Below are 15108 nucleotides of genomic sequence, written 5' to 3'. Positions count from 1 at the left end.
GCAACTATACAAATGGGTTGCCTCTTGCTTTTGCTTAATGTAATCAACAATATATATTCGTATGATATGCTAAATCTATTTACTTTTTTAAATTTTGTAAAAAGAAAGGATTAATCCCATGAGCGAATCGTTAAAAACAATTGATGTCAAAGATATTATGATTGCACACCAAAAAATAAAAGATGTTGTCAAGAGAACACCACTACAAAAAGACACGATCCTATCTGAAAAGTATAAATGTAACGTTTATCTAAAGCGTGAAGATTTACAAGACGTTCGCTCTTTTAAAATTAGAGGAGCGTATCATTTTATGCAAAGTTTAACGCGCGAAGAATTAAATAAGGGTGTTGTTTGTGCAAGTGCAGGGAACCATGCACAAGGAGTAGCATATTCTTGTCAGGCGATGAAAGTTAGAGGCAAGATCTTCATGCCAACAACAACTCCTAGACAAAAGGTTAATCGTGTCGCTTTTTTTGGTGGTAAATATGTCGATATTATTTTAACAGGTGATACATATGATGATGCAGCTGACGAATCTAAAGCCTATTGTCAAGAACATGATATGACATTTGTTCACCCATTTGATGATTACCGGACAATCATTGGACAAGGAACGGTTGGATTAGAAATATTAGAGGATATGGATCAACCTCTTTCGCATGTCTTTATGTCTGTAGGCGGTGGAGGTTTAATCGCAGGTGTAGGTTCCTATATAAAAGGAATTAGTCCAAATACCAAAGTGGTTGGTGTAGAACCAGTCGGGGCAGCATCTATGCAAGCATCATTGAATGCTGATAAAGTTGTTAAGCTTGATACCGTTGATAAATTTGTTGATGGAGCAAGTGTTAAACAAATTGGTAATCTTACATTTACAATTGCTAAACAAGTTGTTGACTCATTTGCGACAATCCCTGAAGGCAAGATATGTACAACTTTACTAGATTTATATACCGAAAATGCAATTGTTGCGGAACCAGCTGGGGCAATGCCCATTACTGCGCTAGATGACTATAAGGATGAAATTAAAGGGAAAAATGTAGTTGTTATAGTAAGTGGTGGTAATAATGATATTGATCGGATGCAGGACATTAAAGAAAGATCACTTATTTATGAAGGATTAAAACATTATTTTATCGTAAGTTTTCCACAGCGTGCAGGAGCATTGAGGGAGTTTTTAACGCTAGTGCTTGGTAAAAATGATGATATCACTCGATTTGAATATACCAAAAAGAATAATCGAGATCGCGGACCGGTTCTTGTAGGAATAGAATTGCAAAATAAGAATGATTATCAACCACTGATTAAACGAATGGAGGAAAATGGTTTTTCCTATATTGAATTGAATAAAGATCAAGAGTTGTTTCAATTACTTATTTAATATCCGTAATTAACGATAAGTGAGGTGTTTTAAGTTTGCAAAACACCTCACTTATCATTATGGATTAATCACTTAAGGAGGCAAGTATACGAGTGATAGCATGACTAGAAGTTTGCTATGATTAAACGATATAGGTAAAGGAATGGACTTATGTTAAGATCTTAGCAAAGATTTTTTTAAATTGTTTACGATCTTCAATCGTGTAAGGCTGTGGTCCTTTTGTTCGACCGCCATGTTTCCTAATCTGTGCACTTTGATAGCGGGATTCTAACAGTCTGTTTATATTTACTTGGGTATATTGAAATCCCCTTGGGTGAATAACTTGGCAATCTTTTTGTAATGCTATAGATGCTAAGCCATAGTCTTGTGTAATAAGTAAATCACCCGCTTTAATTAGAGCAATAATTTTGTAATCAACTGCTTCTTTTTCACTATCAACATATATTTCTTGCACGTGATCCTCTAATTTTTGCATTGAATGATGTGCATATGTTTTGATTAATTTAACTTGAAGCTTTTTATTTTTAGTCATTGAAACAATTTCTTCCGTAACGGGACAAGCATCACCATCTATATAAATGATCATGAATAATTCTCTCCTAAGTTTAACAATAGTAGTGTAAGCAATTATGAATCCATATTATCATATTTGAAAGGAAGAACATATGATGTCAACGATACAAGTCGGAAATATCGTTCAATTAACTGTCAAGAAGGTTTTAAAGGATGGCTATCTATTAACAAATCAATCAACAGATATTTATTTAGATTGCAATCAATCAGACGATATATATACAGTAGGTGATTTAGTCGAGGTCTTTTTATATCATAATGATAAAGATCAGATCAATGCTACGACTAAGTTACCTCATGTGCGTTTCTCTGTATTCGATTGGGCAGAGGTAGTTGGGGTTAATCAAAAATTGGGCGTCTTTGTCAATATTGGCGCACCAAATGAGATACTTGTTTCTGTGGATGACCTTCCAAAGTATCGATCTGCTTGGCCTATTGCTGGTGATCAGCTCTATGTCACTTTAAAACGTGATAAAAGAAATCGCTTATTGGCAGAACCAGTTAAAGAGGCTGATTTTGAAGGGAATTGGGATCAAGCACCTGATTCGTTATTTAATCAAGATATTAAGGGCAGAGTCTTTCGCTCCGGAAAGGAAGGTGCTGTTTTAATTAGTGAGCAAGGTTATCGTGGCTTTATTCACCACTCAGAGCGTAAAAGAGAACCTCGTGTTGGAGAATGGGTGGAAGGCCGTGTCATAAAAGTTAAGCAAGATGGAAGTTTAAATGTATCATTATTACCAAGAAAGCTAGAAGCACAAGCCCATGATGCAGATATGATTATGACATACTTAAAAGAGCATGGTGGCGAAATGCCTTTTGATAACCAAACAGATCCAGATAAAATTCGTCATACCTTTCAAATAAGTAAAGCTGCCTTTAAACGTGCCATTGGCAAACTCTACAAAGATCAATTAATAAGACAGGAAGACGGAAAAACAATTTTAATTGATAAACATGAAAAGGGATAAAATACATATGGTGATTAGTAAAAAAGTCATTTTATTTATTTTATAAGTTGTATTTCTTCCTATATAAATAGGGATTTCGATTTAAATTGGATTAGTTATATTATTGAAGAACTGCACTATACAAGCTATAATAAATAATGTTTGATACTTTTTTCACGCTATCAGTGACAGATTGTTTTGTCGATGATCGCTAAAAAAAGAATCACCTTTGCCCAAGGGTAAAAGCACAAATGAATTTTTTCTGTCTTTGAATGATGCTTGCTATATGAATGGGGGTGTCAATAAATGAGTGTAACCACAATTGGAAAAGTAAAAGATATCGAGCGTCAAGCAGAGGAGCTTGAACGTGAATATGAAGAGAAACTTCTTGAATTAAAAAAGAATACTGAAAATACAATAAACGATATGAAACAGAAATACGATAGTGAAGTAGACGAATTCAAAGCAAAAGAAACAGCAAAGATGGATGAAAAAATCCAAACTTTAAAAGCTTCTTATCAAAAGAAAGAAGAACAACAAATAAAACAAATTGAAACTCGTTTTTCTGAACAGAAAGAACGACTGGTTGATACAGTTGTTGAGGAGGTTATGAGAAAATATGGCAATAGCTAAAATGAAAAAACTAACACTCATATCTTTCCATGAACAGAAAGACCAGTTATTACAATCTATTCAAGCTTTGCAAAAATTTGAGGTTGTTGACTTACCATCTACTGATTTAGGAAATTATGAAGGATCACCAAATCAGGTTGATGAAATTGAGTCCATTATTAAGGATTATCAGGCTTTAATTGATAAAGTGGAAAATGTTTTATCATTTCTACAATTATATTTACCTAAATCCACGCTCATTGAGAAGCTTCGTGAAAAAAAGCAAGAACTTTCACTTGAGGAATTAGAAGAGGAAATGACTAAATTCTCAGCGGAGGACTTGGTAGAGAATCTTTTAAAAAAGGAATCAGAACTACAAGCAAGTGCTGAACGTCATAAACAATTAAGTGAAGAAGAAGCATTTTTAATGAATTGGAAAAGGCTTGAATTTAGCATAGCAGATGTAAAAAGTATGAAACGCATAACTGGAAGTGTTGGGACAGTACCACAACATGTTCACAATGAATACTTTAATCAATTGATGAATCATGAGTGCATCTTTGTAGAAGAAGTTTACCAAACTAAAGATGAACATGGGGTTATGATTTTTTATGATCGTCACCATGAAGATACAGTGAAGGAAATACTTAATCAAGCGCATTTCGACGATTTAACAGCGAATTTTACCGAAAAGCCAAGTAAATTGTTACAAGCAATTGAGAAAGAAAAAGCAGATATAAAAATTACTGAATCTGAAATCAAATCCGAACTTAAAAAGATGGATAAAGAAGAATGGCAGTTGATGCTTTCAGCAGAATACTATCAAGCCAAGCTTGAGAGAGAGAAAAGTAAGTTATTTCTTCTTGATGAAAAACATTTGTTTATTATGGAGGGCTGGTTAGAAGAGTCACGTTTAGTCTCATTTAAATCCGCCTTAAAATCAACTTTGGCAGATCATGAATATGCTCTACTTGTTGAAGATATTAAAGAAGAGGATTATGATCGTGTTCCAGTTGTTTTAACCAATAAAGACTATATTGCACCTTTCGAGAGTGTGACTGAGATGTATAGTCTTCCTAAATACAATGAGATTGATCCGACACCATTTTTAGCACCTTTTTATGCATTCTTTTTTGGAATGATGGCAGCAGACTTTGGCTATGGGTTAGTTTTATGGTTAGCAACCTTTATCGCTTTAAGATTTTTTAATTTTAACCCTAGCATGATTAAAAATATGAAGTTCTTCCATTTGTTGTCTTACCCAACAATGCTTTGGGGATTAATTTATGGATCATTTTTTGGTGCTGACCTACCATTTGTCCTATTGTCGACAAATGATGATGTGATTACCATCTTAATTCTATCAGTTGTATTTGGTATGATTCAATTATTTCTTGGTATGGGCCTTAGTGTTCATCTAAGCTTAAAAAATAAAGATAAATACGGTGCTGTTTCAGATGGAATGGGTTGGATCGGAATATTCGTTGGATTCATTATCTTAATCTTAGGTCAACTTGTACTTGATAGTGAACTTTTGACAAAGACAGGGGCTATTATATCTGTTCTGAGTGCAGTCGCTATTATCATTGCTACCACATTAGCCACAGAAAATAAAGCACTTGGTGCTGGATTAGGAATATATAACTTGTATGGTATTACAAGTTATGTTGGGGATCTTGTTAGTTATACTCGTTTGATGGCATTAGGTGTGTCGGGTGGTAGTATCGCGGTAGCTTTTAACATGATTGTTGGCTTTATTCCCCCTGTAGGGCGATATACAATTGGAATATTGCTAATCATCGCCTTACATTTAGTTAACATAGGCTTAACCTTTTTAGGAAGCTATGTTCATGGTGCTCGTCTAATCTTTGTTGAATTTTTCGGTAAATTTTATGAAGGTGGCGGTAAAGCACTCAAGCCATTGAAGGCTTCTGAAAAATATATTCAATTAAAAAATCAAAATGAATGATAAGAGAGATGGAGGAATTAAATTATGGAAAGCTGGTTACAATTTTTTATCGAGAATAATGGTGGATACGCTTTTGCAGCGTTAGGTATTGCTTTTGCAGTGATCTTTAGTGGATGGGGGTCAGCTAAAGGAGTTGGCATGACCGGTGAAGCAGCGGCTTCATTAATTAAGGAACAACCTGAGAAATTTGGTAAATCCTTAATTCTTCAATTATTACCTGGTACACAAGGGTTGTATGGTTTCGTTATTGGATTCTTAATTTTCTTGAACATGTCACAAGATATGTTACTAACTGAAGGAATCTATTTATTTATTTCAGCACTCCCTATTGCTTTTACTGGTCTATCTTCAGGTTTTTTACAAGGTAGAGTTGCAACTGCTGGGATTCAGATTTTAGCTAAAAGAGAAGATCAAAACTCAAAAGGGATTATCTATGCAGCAATGGTAGAGACTTATGCGATTTTAGGGTTCGTTATTTCCTTCTTACTTGTTTTAGCATAAGTTAAAAAATAGTGGAAGGATGAGAATTATGGAAGATTTTCAGGCTTTATCCGAACAAGTTTTGACACGAACGAAAGAAGAAGGTCAAAAGAAATTAGATGATTACCAAAAGGTATCTCATGACAAAATAGAAGAAACACGTCAAAAGCTTGTGGAAAATAAAAAGAAACGTGAAGAATCAATTGAATTCAAATTGAAAAGCGACTATGAACGTCAAGAACAAACCTTAGCTAACCAGCAAAGAAATCGAATACTCGCCAAAAAACAAATCCTTTTAAATTCAGTATTTGATCAAGCAATTGATGAACTTACTAACTGGGATGCCAATAAATTTGCTAGCTTTTTAACTGGCGTTTTGGCCCAATTGAATCGAGAAGAGCAATGGACCCTTGTCCCTGGGCAAGTCTCACTTGATCACTTTCAAGCTGATCAAGTCAAAGCTTGTTTAAATGAATATCCGTTTGTGACTCTTTCAAAAGAAGGGCTCGAAGGTAAAGCTGGTTTTATTTTGCAACAAGGTGGGATTGATTATAATTTTTGTTTTGATGTTTTGATAGACGAGCTAAGAAAAGAATTTTCTCCACAACTTGCAACCTTAGCATTTAAGAATAATGAGTAAGGGGGGAGAATAAATGCAAGATACTCAATACAAGGGTATAAATACACTTATTCGTGTCTATGAAACAAGGTTATTATCACAAGATGATTATGAGAAAATGCTTCGGGCTGATGATCTGCAAAGTGCATTAGAGGTTTTGAAGAGTACAGAATATCGCTTCGATGAAGTTGAAGTCTTGAAAAATAAAAACTTCGATCAATTTCTTGTTGCTCATTTGCAGGAGATTTATAAAGAACTCTATAGCACTACGCCTGAGAGTGAAGTTGTTCAGATCTATACCTTAAGATATACCTACCATAATCTTAAAGTTTTATTAAAACAGCGATTTAAAGATTTAAACCTTGAACATTTATTAATTCCGATTGGCAAATACCCAATCGCAACATTGAAGAATTTGGTTAAAACTGGACAGTCTGATATTTTAAATCCAATCATGGTTGAAGGTGTTCAAGAAGCTATTTTGCATTTTCAAACGTTTGGACGAATTGAAGCTGTTGATGTGTTTATGGATACCTATTATTATAAGCATGTACGTGCAATTACAGACAGGCTAAATAATCCTACCATTAGCAAAATTGCTGATGTAATGATTGATTTAGATAACTTATCAACGGTGATTCGAAGTATAAACCAACAAAAATCACGATCATTTTTACACACGGTACTGTCAAGTTCTGGATCAATTTCAAAACAGGCACTTATCGATGCTGCTGATGACAAATCAATGGCTACAATTAATCAATTGTATTCGAGCCAACCTTATGCAGATAAATTAGAAAATGTATGGGCAGATTCGAAACATGAGATTAATCCGATACTTTTAGATAAAATTATCGAAGAAATTATTCACGAACATATGAGAGAAGGCATGTATCAAGCCTTTGGACCAATGCCATTGATGGCGTTTATATTTGCAATTGAAAAAGAAGTTACCAATATTCGTTTAATTCTGGTTGGAAAAGATAATCAAATTGCAGAAGAAATAATCAGAGAAAGGATGCGACCTATTTATGGCTCATAAAATAGCAGTAGTTGGAGACAAAGATTCGGTACTTCCTTTCAAAATAATTGGGTTTGATGTCTTCGCCTCAGAGACACCAAGAGAAGCTAGAGAAATCATTGATACGCTTGCAAAACAAAACTATGGTGTTATCTACTTAACTGAAGCGACAGCAAAGGAAATTCCGGATACGATCAAACGCTATGATGCTGAAGTTCAACCAGCAATTATTTTAATTCCAAATCACAAGGGCTCGCTTAGTATTGGAAAGAACAGAATCCAACATAATGTTGAAAAAGCAGTTGGGCAAAATATTTTATAATTAGGAGGGGACTGATTTGAAAAAAGGGAAAATCGTCAAAGTTTCCGGTCCTTTAGTTATGGCTGAGGGTATGGAATATGCTAATATTCAAGACCTTTGCTATGTTGGGGATATGAAATTAGTTGGTGAGATCATTGAGATGCGTAATGATGTTGCCTCTATTCAAGTATACGAAGAAACCTCAGGCATTGGCCCCGGTGAACCAGTCGAAACAACTGGAGAAGCTTTATCAGTTGAATTAGGACCAGGCATCGTCTCACAAATGTTTGACGGTATTCAACGTCCATTAGATACTTTTAAGGAAAAAACGAATAGCAACTTTTTAGTTAGAGGTGTCAATATTACAAATTTAGACCGTGATAAAAAATGGGCCTTTAAAGCAACAAAGTCAGTTGGTGAGCTTGTTGAACCTGGTGACATTGTTGGTACGATCCAAGAAACAGAAGTGATTGAGCATCGTATTATGGTTCCACACGGGGTGAAAGGGACTATTAAATCAATTGAAAGTGGAGAATATACATTAACTGATATTGTCTATTCAATTGATACAGAAGATGGCATTAAAGAATTAACAATGCTACAAAAATGGCCAGTACGTCGCGGGCGTCCATTTAAGAAAAAACTGAATCCAAATCAACCAATGTTAACAGGACAACGTGTAATTGATACATTTTTCCCAATTACTAAAGGTGGTGTATCTGCTGTTCCAGGTCCTTTTGGTGCTGGTAAAACAGTTGTTCAACACCAAATCGCAAAATTCAGTGATGTAGACCTTGTTGTTTATGTAGGTTGTGGTGAACGTGGGAATGAAATGACTGACGTTTTGAATGAATTCCCAGAACTTATTGATCCAAACACTGGTAAATCATTGATGGAGCGAACCATTTTAATTGCTAATACTTCAAATATGCCTGTTGCCGCTCGGGAAGCATCTATTTATACAGGAATTACAATTGCGGAATACTTCCGTGATATGGGTTATAATGTAGCTATAATGGCTGATTCTACCTCAAGATGGGCAGAAGCACTTCGTGAAATGTCTGGACGACTAGAAGAAATGCCTGGTGATGAGGGTTATCCAGCATATCTAGGAAGCCGAATTGCTGAGTACTATGAACGTGCTGGACGAACAATTGTTGTTGGATCCGAAGAACGCGAAGGAAGTATTACGGCAATCGGTGCCGTATCACCTCCTGGTGGGGATACGTCTGAACCAGTAACTCAAAATACATTGCGTGTTGTCAAAGTTTATTGGGCACTGGATTCCGCCTTATCTCAAAAGCGTCATTTCCCAGCGATTAACTGGCTCACATCATATTCTCTTTACTCAACAGAAGTAGGAGAATACATGAATGATGAACTTAAAGAAGATTGGGCTGGAATGGTGCAGCATTCAATGAATTTATTACAAAAAGAAGCCGAACTAGATGAAATTGTTCGTCTAGTTGGAGTTGAATCACTATCTGAGAAAGATCGGTTAACAATGGTGATTGCTCAATCCTTACGAGAAGATTATCTCCAGCAAAATGCTTTTGATGATGTAGATACATATACTTCTAGAGAAAAGCAATTTATCATGCTTGATTTAATCCTTTCATATGAAAAAGAAGCTCGCGAAGCAATGCGCCTTGGTGCATATTTCCAAGAAATCATTGATGGAACAGAAGAGATTCGCGATCGGATTGCTCGTTCAAAATATTTATCAGAAGATCAATTAGACGAAATCCGAGCAATTAAACAAGATGTTAAAGAACAAATCCATGAAATTGTTGCAGCAGGAGGGATGACAGAAAATGCTGAAGGAATATAAAACAGTTAGCGAAGTCATTGGACCTCTAATGGCAGTTGAACAAGTTGAAGGCGTTAAATATGATGAACTTGTAGAAGTTCAAATGCAAACTGGTGAAATTAGACATGGTCAAGTCCTTGAAGTAGACGGTGATAAAGCGATGGTTCAAATCTTCGAGGGACCGAGTGGGATTAATATTAAAGATACAAAAGTACGTTTTCGCGGGAAACCACTCTCATTGGATGTTTCTGAAGATATGGTTGGACGTGTCTTTGATGGAATGGGGCAACCGATGGATGATGGTCCCAATATTATTCCTGAAGATAGCTTAGACGTGAACGGCCAGGCGATTAATCCAATCGCACGTGACTATCCAGATGAATTTATTCAAACCGGGATATCTTCAATTGATCATTTAAATACACTTGTCCGTGGTCAGAAGCTTCCGGTATTCTCAGGATCAGGTTTACCTCATAAAGAATTAGCAGCTCAAATTGCTCGCCAAGCAACCGTATTAAATAGTGATGAAAAGTTTGCCGTTGTTTTTGCTGCGATGGGGATTACATTTGATGAAGCTGAATTCTTTATGGAAGACTTTCGGAAGACAGGGGCGATTGACCGTTCCGTTATGTTTATTAACTTAGCCAACGACCCTGCAATTGAGCGGATTGCTACACCAAAGATGGCATTGACAACAGCTGAATATTTAGCTTTCGAAAAAGATATGCACGTACTAGTAATCATGACGGATATGACTTATTACTGTGAAGCACTACGTGAAATCTCTGCTGCACGTCGTGAAGTTCCTGGTCGTCGTGGTTATCCTGGTTATCTGTACACGAATCTTTCTACTTTATACGAACGGGCTGGACGTTTAGTTGGTAAAAAAGGATCTGTTACTCAAATACCAATCCTTTCAATGCCAGAGGATGATATTACACATCCAATTCCTGACTTAACTGGATATATTACAGAGGGGCAAATTATCCTGTCTCGAGAATTAGATAATGCAGGTATCAAACCACCAATTAACGTCTTACCATCACTATCTCGTTTGAAAGATAAGGGGACGGGTGAAGGTAAAACAAGAAAAGACCATGCTGCGACAATGAACCAATTGTTTGCCGCTTATGCTAATGGTAAGGAAGCTAAAGAACTAGCAATCGTATTAGGTGATTCTGCTTTATCAAAAACAGATAGATTGTATGTTGAATTTACGGATCGTTTTGAAGAAGAATATATCAATCAAGGTTTTTATACAAACCGTTCTATTCAAGAAACGTTAGATTTAGGTTGGAAACTGCTTTCAATTTTACCTAAATCTGAATTGAAACGAATTAAGAATGAAATGATTGAAGAGTTTATGCCGGAAGGGGAGTGATCGGGTCATGGCTAGATTAGATGTCAAGCCAACTCGGATGGAATTATCCAACCTTAAGGACCGTTTAGCTATTTCAACTCGAGGCCATAAGCTTTTGAAAGATAAACAAGATGAATTGATGCGGCAGTTTATTACTTTGATCCGGGAAAATAATCAGTTACGTGATGAAGTTGAAAAAGAACTTACAGAAGCCATGCGTGCTTTCGTTGTAGCAAAGTCACTTCTTAACGAATCATTTATTGAAGAACTATTTGCAGTTCCAAATAAATCTGTAACCTTAAATATTCAAGAGAAAAATATTATGAGTGTGATCGTTCCACAAATGGATTTTTCTATCGATGAAGATGATAACCAATCAGAAATGCAGTATGGTTTCCTAAATTCTAATAGTGAATTAGATGATGCAATTGAGAAAATCAATCACATTTTACCTAAATTATTAAAGTTATCTGAAATTGAAAAAACTTGTCAACTTATGGCTGACGAGATCGAAAAAACGCGTCGACGTGTTAATGCACTTGAATATTTAAAAATACCCGAGCTAGAAGAAACAATATATTATATTGAAATGAAGCTAGAAGAAAATGAACGTGCTAATATTACCCGAATTATGAAAGTGAAAGATATGGGACAATAAGTTAAATAGCCATTTATCGATTGCAGATAGATGGCTATTTATTTGTCACAAATTCCGGCATGGTGATATAGGGAGTGCTTTCCTTAACCGACAGCAAATGATCCCTCTGATATTTTCTCAATATGATGGCAAAGTCATACTTTAACAAGCTCTAAGGATCCAAATCAGAAATTTGCGCGTCATAAAAAAAGAGGAATAGTTCAAGCGTTTTATTTCAATTGCTAAGCAATATAGTTGACACTATCGTTAATAAGAATTAGAATATCTTATAACATTTATTTAGATGATTCATATTATTCTGTTAATTATATAAAAGGGTGGTGTCAAACATGGGAACTAAGAATAAATTTCAAATTGGGGATTGGGTAAAGCTTCGATCAAGTAAAGGTGAACGAATTCATGGTTATGTTGAAAAAGAAACAGAAAATGATGATAAAATGCAACTTAGAGTTGTAGCAAGTGATAATCAATTACTTTCTGGTCAAAGCATTCAAGTCCAATCAGCAAAAGTTGAAAAAGAGCAAGCATTTGAGCATTTCACAAAAGGTGAACTTGAGCAATTGATTGATCTTGCTTTATTAACAAAAGATCAAGCATGGTTTGACTCATTAATTAAAGATTATCAATTATTACAGTTAAAAGAGGTTAATAAGAATAGCCCTTGTTCCTCAACATCTAAGTAATTAGGGGAACTCACACTAAGCTGTTAATCCGCCAGTTATCATCTGATTGTTTCAACTGGTATAATTGACTCAGGGGGCTCTGGGCAGCGATAAAATAACTACAGCTACACTAGTTTTGTATTATACAAGGCTAGTGTTTTATTTTGTTTTTATTAGTAAAGAAAAGATTCAATTCAATTGACATTACCGCCTGTCTATGTTAAAAAATATATGTTAGCACTCTAATCATTCAAGTGCTAAATTATTTAAGAAAAGGTAGGTATAAAGATGGCAAAACAACAGTTTGAAGCAGAGTCTAAAAGATTATTAGACCTGATGATTAACTCTATTTATTCAAAAAGAGAGGTTTTCCTGCGGGAATTAATATCAAATGCAAGTGATGCAATCGATAAAATGTATTATCGCGCATTGACAGATGAATCAATCACATTTAACCAAAGCGATTATTACATAAGAATTGACCTTGATAAAGAAAATCGTCAATTAACAGTATCTGATACTGGGATTGGCATGACAAAGGAAGAATTAGAGTCTAATCTAGGGATCATCGCTAAAAGTGGTTCGCTTGCTTTTAAAACTGAAAATGAAATTAAAGACGGACACGATATTATTGGTCAGTTTGGTGTTGGTTTTTATGCTGCATTTATGGTTGCAGATGTTGTTAGCGTTAAATCTAAAGCATTAAATGAAGACCAAGCTTATCAATGGTACTCAGAAGGCGCAGACGGATACACGATTGAACCATGTGATAAAGAGACAGTTGGAACTGAGATTACTTTAACAATTAAAGAAAGTTCAGATGAAGATGATTACGATCAATATTTAGATCCATTTCATTTACAAACGATTGTAAAAACATATTCTGATTTTATCCGTTACCCAATTAAAATGGAAGTATCTGAACAAAAACTTAAAGAAGGTACTGAAGATGAATATGAAACAATAATTGAGGATAAAACCATCAATAGCATGGTTCCTATTTGGAAGAAGAACAAAGCTGAGTTAAGTGAAGAAGATTATCAGCAGTTTTATCAAGAAAAACATTATGGATTTGATACACCATTAACTTATATTCATACGAGTGTTGATGGTAATGTTCGCTATCAGGCAATTCTTTATATTCCAGAATCAGCACCTTATGACTATTATTCCGCTGAATACGAGAAAGGGTTGGAGTTATATTCAAGTGGTGTTTTAATTATGAATAAAGCACCAGAACTAATCCCAGATTACTTTAGCTTTGTTAAAGGTTTAGTCGATTCAGAAGATTTATCACTAAATATTTCACGAGAAATGCTTCAACACGATCGACAATTGAAGTTAATTGAAAAAAACTTAACACGGAAAATTAAACAAGAACTTCAAAAAATGCTTAATAATGATCGTGAAAAATATGAAAAGTTTTACTCTGCTTTTGGGCGTCAATTAAAATTTGGTGTCTACAATGATTTTGGCCAAAATAAAGATACATTGAAAGATTTATTGCTTTTTTATTCATCTACTGAAAAGAAACTTGTTTCACTTAAAGAATATGTTGAACGTATGAAAGAAGATCAAACTTCAATCTATTATGCTACAGGTGAATCAAATGCTAAAATCGAACGTTTACCTCAAACGGAAATGGTACAAGAAAAAGGCTTTGAAATTTTATATTTAACTGATGATATTGATGAGTTTGCAATTAAGATGTTAGCTGAATATGACGACAAAGAGTTTAAATCTGTTTCAAGTGGTGATCTTGATTTAGAAGATGACGCAGATGATGAAGCTGAAAAAGTCTCTGAGGATGATCAAGAACTCTTTAATAAAATGAAAGAGATACTAAAAGGAAAAGTTACCGATGTCCGACGCTCCAAACGTTTAAAATCACACCCTGTTTGTTTAACGAATGAAGGGGAGATTTCGATAGAGATGGAGAAGGTATTAAATATGATGCCGGATAATCAAGGGATTCAAGCAAATAAAATATTAGAAATCAACACAAAACATGAGATATTCCAAACCTTAAAAGATAGTTTTACTAAAGATGATCAAAAGATTGAGCAGTATACAAATATATTGTATAACCAAGCTTTACTAATTGAAGGTTTACCAATCGAAGATCCACTCAGCTATACAAATGATGTATGGGAAGTCATGAAATAAATAATGTATAATATTTTCTAAGTATGCCATCCTAATCCCTATGGAGGTGTTAGGATGGAACATATAAAATTACTTAGTATTAAATTTGTCACAACTTTTATATTATTGTATTTAATTTTAGGGATCGGTTATGGCATGTCTTTTGGCCAAACTTTAGCTATTAGTTTGCCTTGTTTTGCTACCTATTATATTGGTGATATTCTCATATTAGAGCGAACAAATAATTTCATCGCAACAATTACTGATTTTCTGATTCATTTCACAGTAATCTATCTATTAATCAATATAATGAATTTCGGTGGCGATGTGCTAATGGCGACTTTTTTATCTTCGTTAGTGATTGCGATATATGAAGCGTTTTTTCATCTATACGTTGCAGAAGATCTCAATTATGATGATAAACACTTCCAGATCAATCATTATGATTATCTAACCGAGCTGTCACAAGAAATCAATCCTTTTGCTGATGACTTTGATGATGACGAAGATTATTAGCAAGCTAAACCTATTATAAAATTATAAAAAAGTTAAAAGATGGGCCACACTCAAACT

Annotated in this window: 15 protein-coding genes; 14 read left to right on the top strand and 1 reads right to left on the bottom strand. The window is 34.7% G+C overall.

Annotated elements, in window-relative coordinates:
- The first annotated feature begins 118 nt into the window (after positions 1–118).
- The gene (ilvA, locus tag KQI76_RS03190; protein WP_216398861.1) at positions 119–1378 is read left to right on the top strand and encodes a threonine ammonia-lyase IlvA; all 1260 of its coding nucleotides are present in this window, start codon (positions 119–121) and stop codon (positions 1376–1378) included.
- Positions 1379–1526: 148 nt separating this feature from the next.
- Here ilvA and KQI76_RS03185 read toward each other — a convergent pair whose 3' ends face one another.
- Entirely contained in the window at positions 1527–1964 is a 438-nt protein-coding gene (locus tag KQI76_RS03185; RefSeq protein WP_216398860.1) for a YaiI/YqxD family protein, read from the bottom strand.
- An 82-nt stretch (positions 1965–2046) separates the two neighbouring features.
- Here KQI76_RS03185 and KQI76_RS03180 point away from each other — a divergent pair, with 82 nt between their 5' ends.
- The 13 genes from KQI76_RS03180 to KQI76_RS03120 all read left to right on the top strand — a co-directional run bounded on the left by KQI76_RS03180 (position 2047) and on the right by KQI76_RS03120 (position 15051).
- Positions 2047–2919: a CvfB family protein gene (locus tag KQI76_RS03180; protein WP_216398859.1), complete on the top strand. Its 873-nt coding sequence runs from the start codon at positions 2047–2049 to the stop codon at positions 2917–2919.
- A 285-nt stretch (positions 2920–3204) separates the two neighbouring features.
- Positions 3205–3531, top strand: coding sequence for a hypothetical protein (locus tag KQI76_RS03175; RefSeq protein ID WP_216398858.1), 327 nt, complete (start codon positions 3205–3207; stop codon positions 3529–3531).
- Positions 3518–5479 carry a V-type ATP synthase subunit I gene (locus KQI76_RS03170; protein WP_216398857.1) on the top strand — a complete coding sequence of 654 codons (1962 nt, stop codon included), beginning with the start codon at positions 3518–3520 and terminating at the stop codon, positions 5477–5479. The genes KQI76_RS03175 and KQI76_RS03170 overlap by 14 nt, the downstream gene beginning before the upstream one ends.
- 24 nt (positions 5480–5503) lie before the next feature.
- Positions 5504–5980, top strand: a complete 477-nt coding sequence (locus KQI76_RS03165) for a V-type ATP synthase subunit K (RefSeq protein ID WP_216398856.1) — start codon at positions 5504–5506, stop codon at positions 5978–5980.
- Between the two features lie 28 nt (positions 5981–6008).
- Entirely contained in the window at positions 6009–6599 is a 591-nt protein-coding gene (locus KQI76_RS03160) for a V-type ATP synthase subunit E (protein ID WP_216398855.1), read from the top strand.
- A gap of 13 nt (positions 6600–6612) precedes the next feature.
- Positions 6613–7620, top strand: a complete 1008-nt coding sequence (locus KQI76_RS03155) for a V-type ATPase subunit (protein WP_216398854.1) — start codon at positions 6613–6615, stop codon at positions 7618–7620.
- Entirely contained in the window at positions 7610–7921 is a 312-nt protein-coding gene (locus KQI76_RS03150; protein WP_216398853.1) for a V-type ATP synthase subunit F, read from the top strand. Before KQI76_RS03155 ends, KQI76_RS03150 begins: the two co-directional genes overlap by 11 nt.
- Positions 7922–7937: 16 nt before the next feature.
- The gene (locus KQI76_RS03145) at positions 7938–9731 is read left to right on the top strand and encodes a V-type ATP synthase subunit A (RefSeq protein WP_216398852.1); all 1794 of its coding nucleotides are present in this window, start codon (positions 7938–7940) and stop codon (positions 9729–9731) included.
- Positions 9715–11091 (top strand): V-type ATP synthase subunit B, encoded by a 1377-nt coding sequence (locus tag KQI76_RS03140; protein WP_216398851.1) that lies wholly within the window; start codon positions 9715–9717, stop codon positions 11089–11091. Before KQI76_RS03145 ends, KQI76_RS03140 begins: the two co-directional genes overlap by 17 nt.
- Positions 11092–11098: 7 nt before the next feature.
- Entirely contained in the window at positions 11099–11728 is a 630-nt protein-coding gene (locus KQI76_RS03135; RefSeq protein ID WP_216398850.1) for a V-type ATP synthase subunit D, read from the top strand.
- Between the two features lie 329 nt (positions 11729–12057).
- Complete coding sequence (locus KQI76_RS03130) at positions 12058–12411, top strand: IDEAL domain-containing protein (RefSeq protein WP_216398849.1); 354 nt, start codon at positions 12058–12060, stop codon at positions 12409–12411.
- A 267-nt stretch (positions 12412–12678) separates the two neighbouring features.
- Positions 12679–14556 carry a molecular chaperone HtpG gene (htpG, locus tag KQI76_RS03125; RefSeq protein WP_216398848.1) on the top strand — a complete coding sequence of 626 codons (1878 nt, stop codon included), beginning with the start codon at positions 12679–12681 and terminating at the stop codon, positions 14554–14556.
- 54 nt (positions 14557–14610) lie between these two features.
- Positions 14611–15051: a DUF2512 family protein gene (locus tag KQI76_RS03120; RefSeq protein WP_216398847.1), complete on the top strand. Its 441-nt coding sequence runs from the start codon at positions 14611–14613 to the stop codon at positions 15049–15051.
- The last annotated feature ends 57 nt before the right edge of the window (positions 15052–15108 follow it).

This window comes from Amphibacillus sp. MSJ-3 (genome assembly GCF_018919165.1).
Classification (GTDB): domain Bacteria; phylum Bacillota; class Bacilli; order Bacillales; family Amphibacillaceae; genus Amphibacillus.
Note: the sequence above shows the minus strand (reverse complement) of the source record. Positions and strands in the feature narration are given on the sequence as shown.

Bases quoted from the DNA above. Each gene is read 5' to 3' on its own strand.
- KQI76_RS03165 (WP_216398856.1), top strand. From the start codon at position 5,504: ATGGAAAGCTGGTTACAATTTTTTATCGAGAATAATGGTGGATACGCT.
- KQI76_RS03155 (WP_216398854.1), top strand. From the start codon at position 6,613: ATGCAAGATACTCAATACAAGGGTATAAATACACTTATTCGTGTCTAT.
- KQI76_RS03150 (WP_216398853.1), top strand. From the start codon at position 7,610: ATGGCTCATAAAATAGCAGTAGTTGGAGACAAAGATTCGGTACTTCCT.
- KQI76_RS03130 (WP_216398849.1), top strand. From the start codon at position 12,058: ATGGGAACTAAGAATAAATTTCAAATTGGGGATTGGGTAAAGCTTCGA.
- KQI76_RS03175 (WP_216398858.1), top strand. From the start codon at position 3,205: ATGAGTGTAACCACAATTGGAAAAGTAAAAGATATCGAGCGTCAAGCA.
- KQI76_RS03160 (WP_216398855.1), top strand. From the start codon at position 6,009: ATGGAAGATTTTCAGGCTTTATCCGAACAAGTTTTGACACGAACGAAA.
- ilvA (WP_216398861.1), top strand. From the start codon at position 119: ATGAGCGAATCGTTAAAAACAATTGATGTCAAAGATATTATGATTGCA.
- KQI76_RS03170 (WP_216398857.1), top strand. From the start codon at position 3,518: ATGGCAATAGCTAAAATGAAAAAACTAACACTCATATCTTTCCATGAA.
- KQI76_RS03180 (WP_216398859.1), top strand. From the start codon at position 2,047: ATGTCAACGATACAAGTCGGAAATATCGTTCAATTAACTGTCAAGAAG.
- KQI76_RS03135 (WP_216398850.1), top strand. From the start codon at position 11,099: ATGGCTAGATTAGATGTCAAGCCAACTCGGATGGAATTATCCAACCTT.
- KQI76_RS03185 (WP_216398860.1), bottom strand. From the start codon at position 1,964: ATGATCATTTATATAGATGGTGATGCTTGTCCCGTTACGGAAGAAATT.
- KQI76_RS03120 (WP_216398847.1), top strand. From the start codon at position 14,611: ATGGAACATATAAAATTACTTAGTATTAAATTTGTCACAACTTTTATA.
- htpG (WP_216398848.1), top strand. From the start codon at position 12,679: ATGGCAAAACAACAGTTTGAAGCAGAGTCTAAAAGATTATTAGACCTG.
- KQI76_RS03140 (WP_216398851.1), top strand. From the start codon at position 9,715: ATGCTGAAGGAATATAAAACAGTTAGCGAAGTCATTGGACCTCTAATG.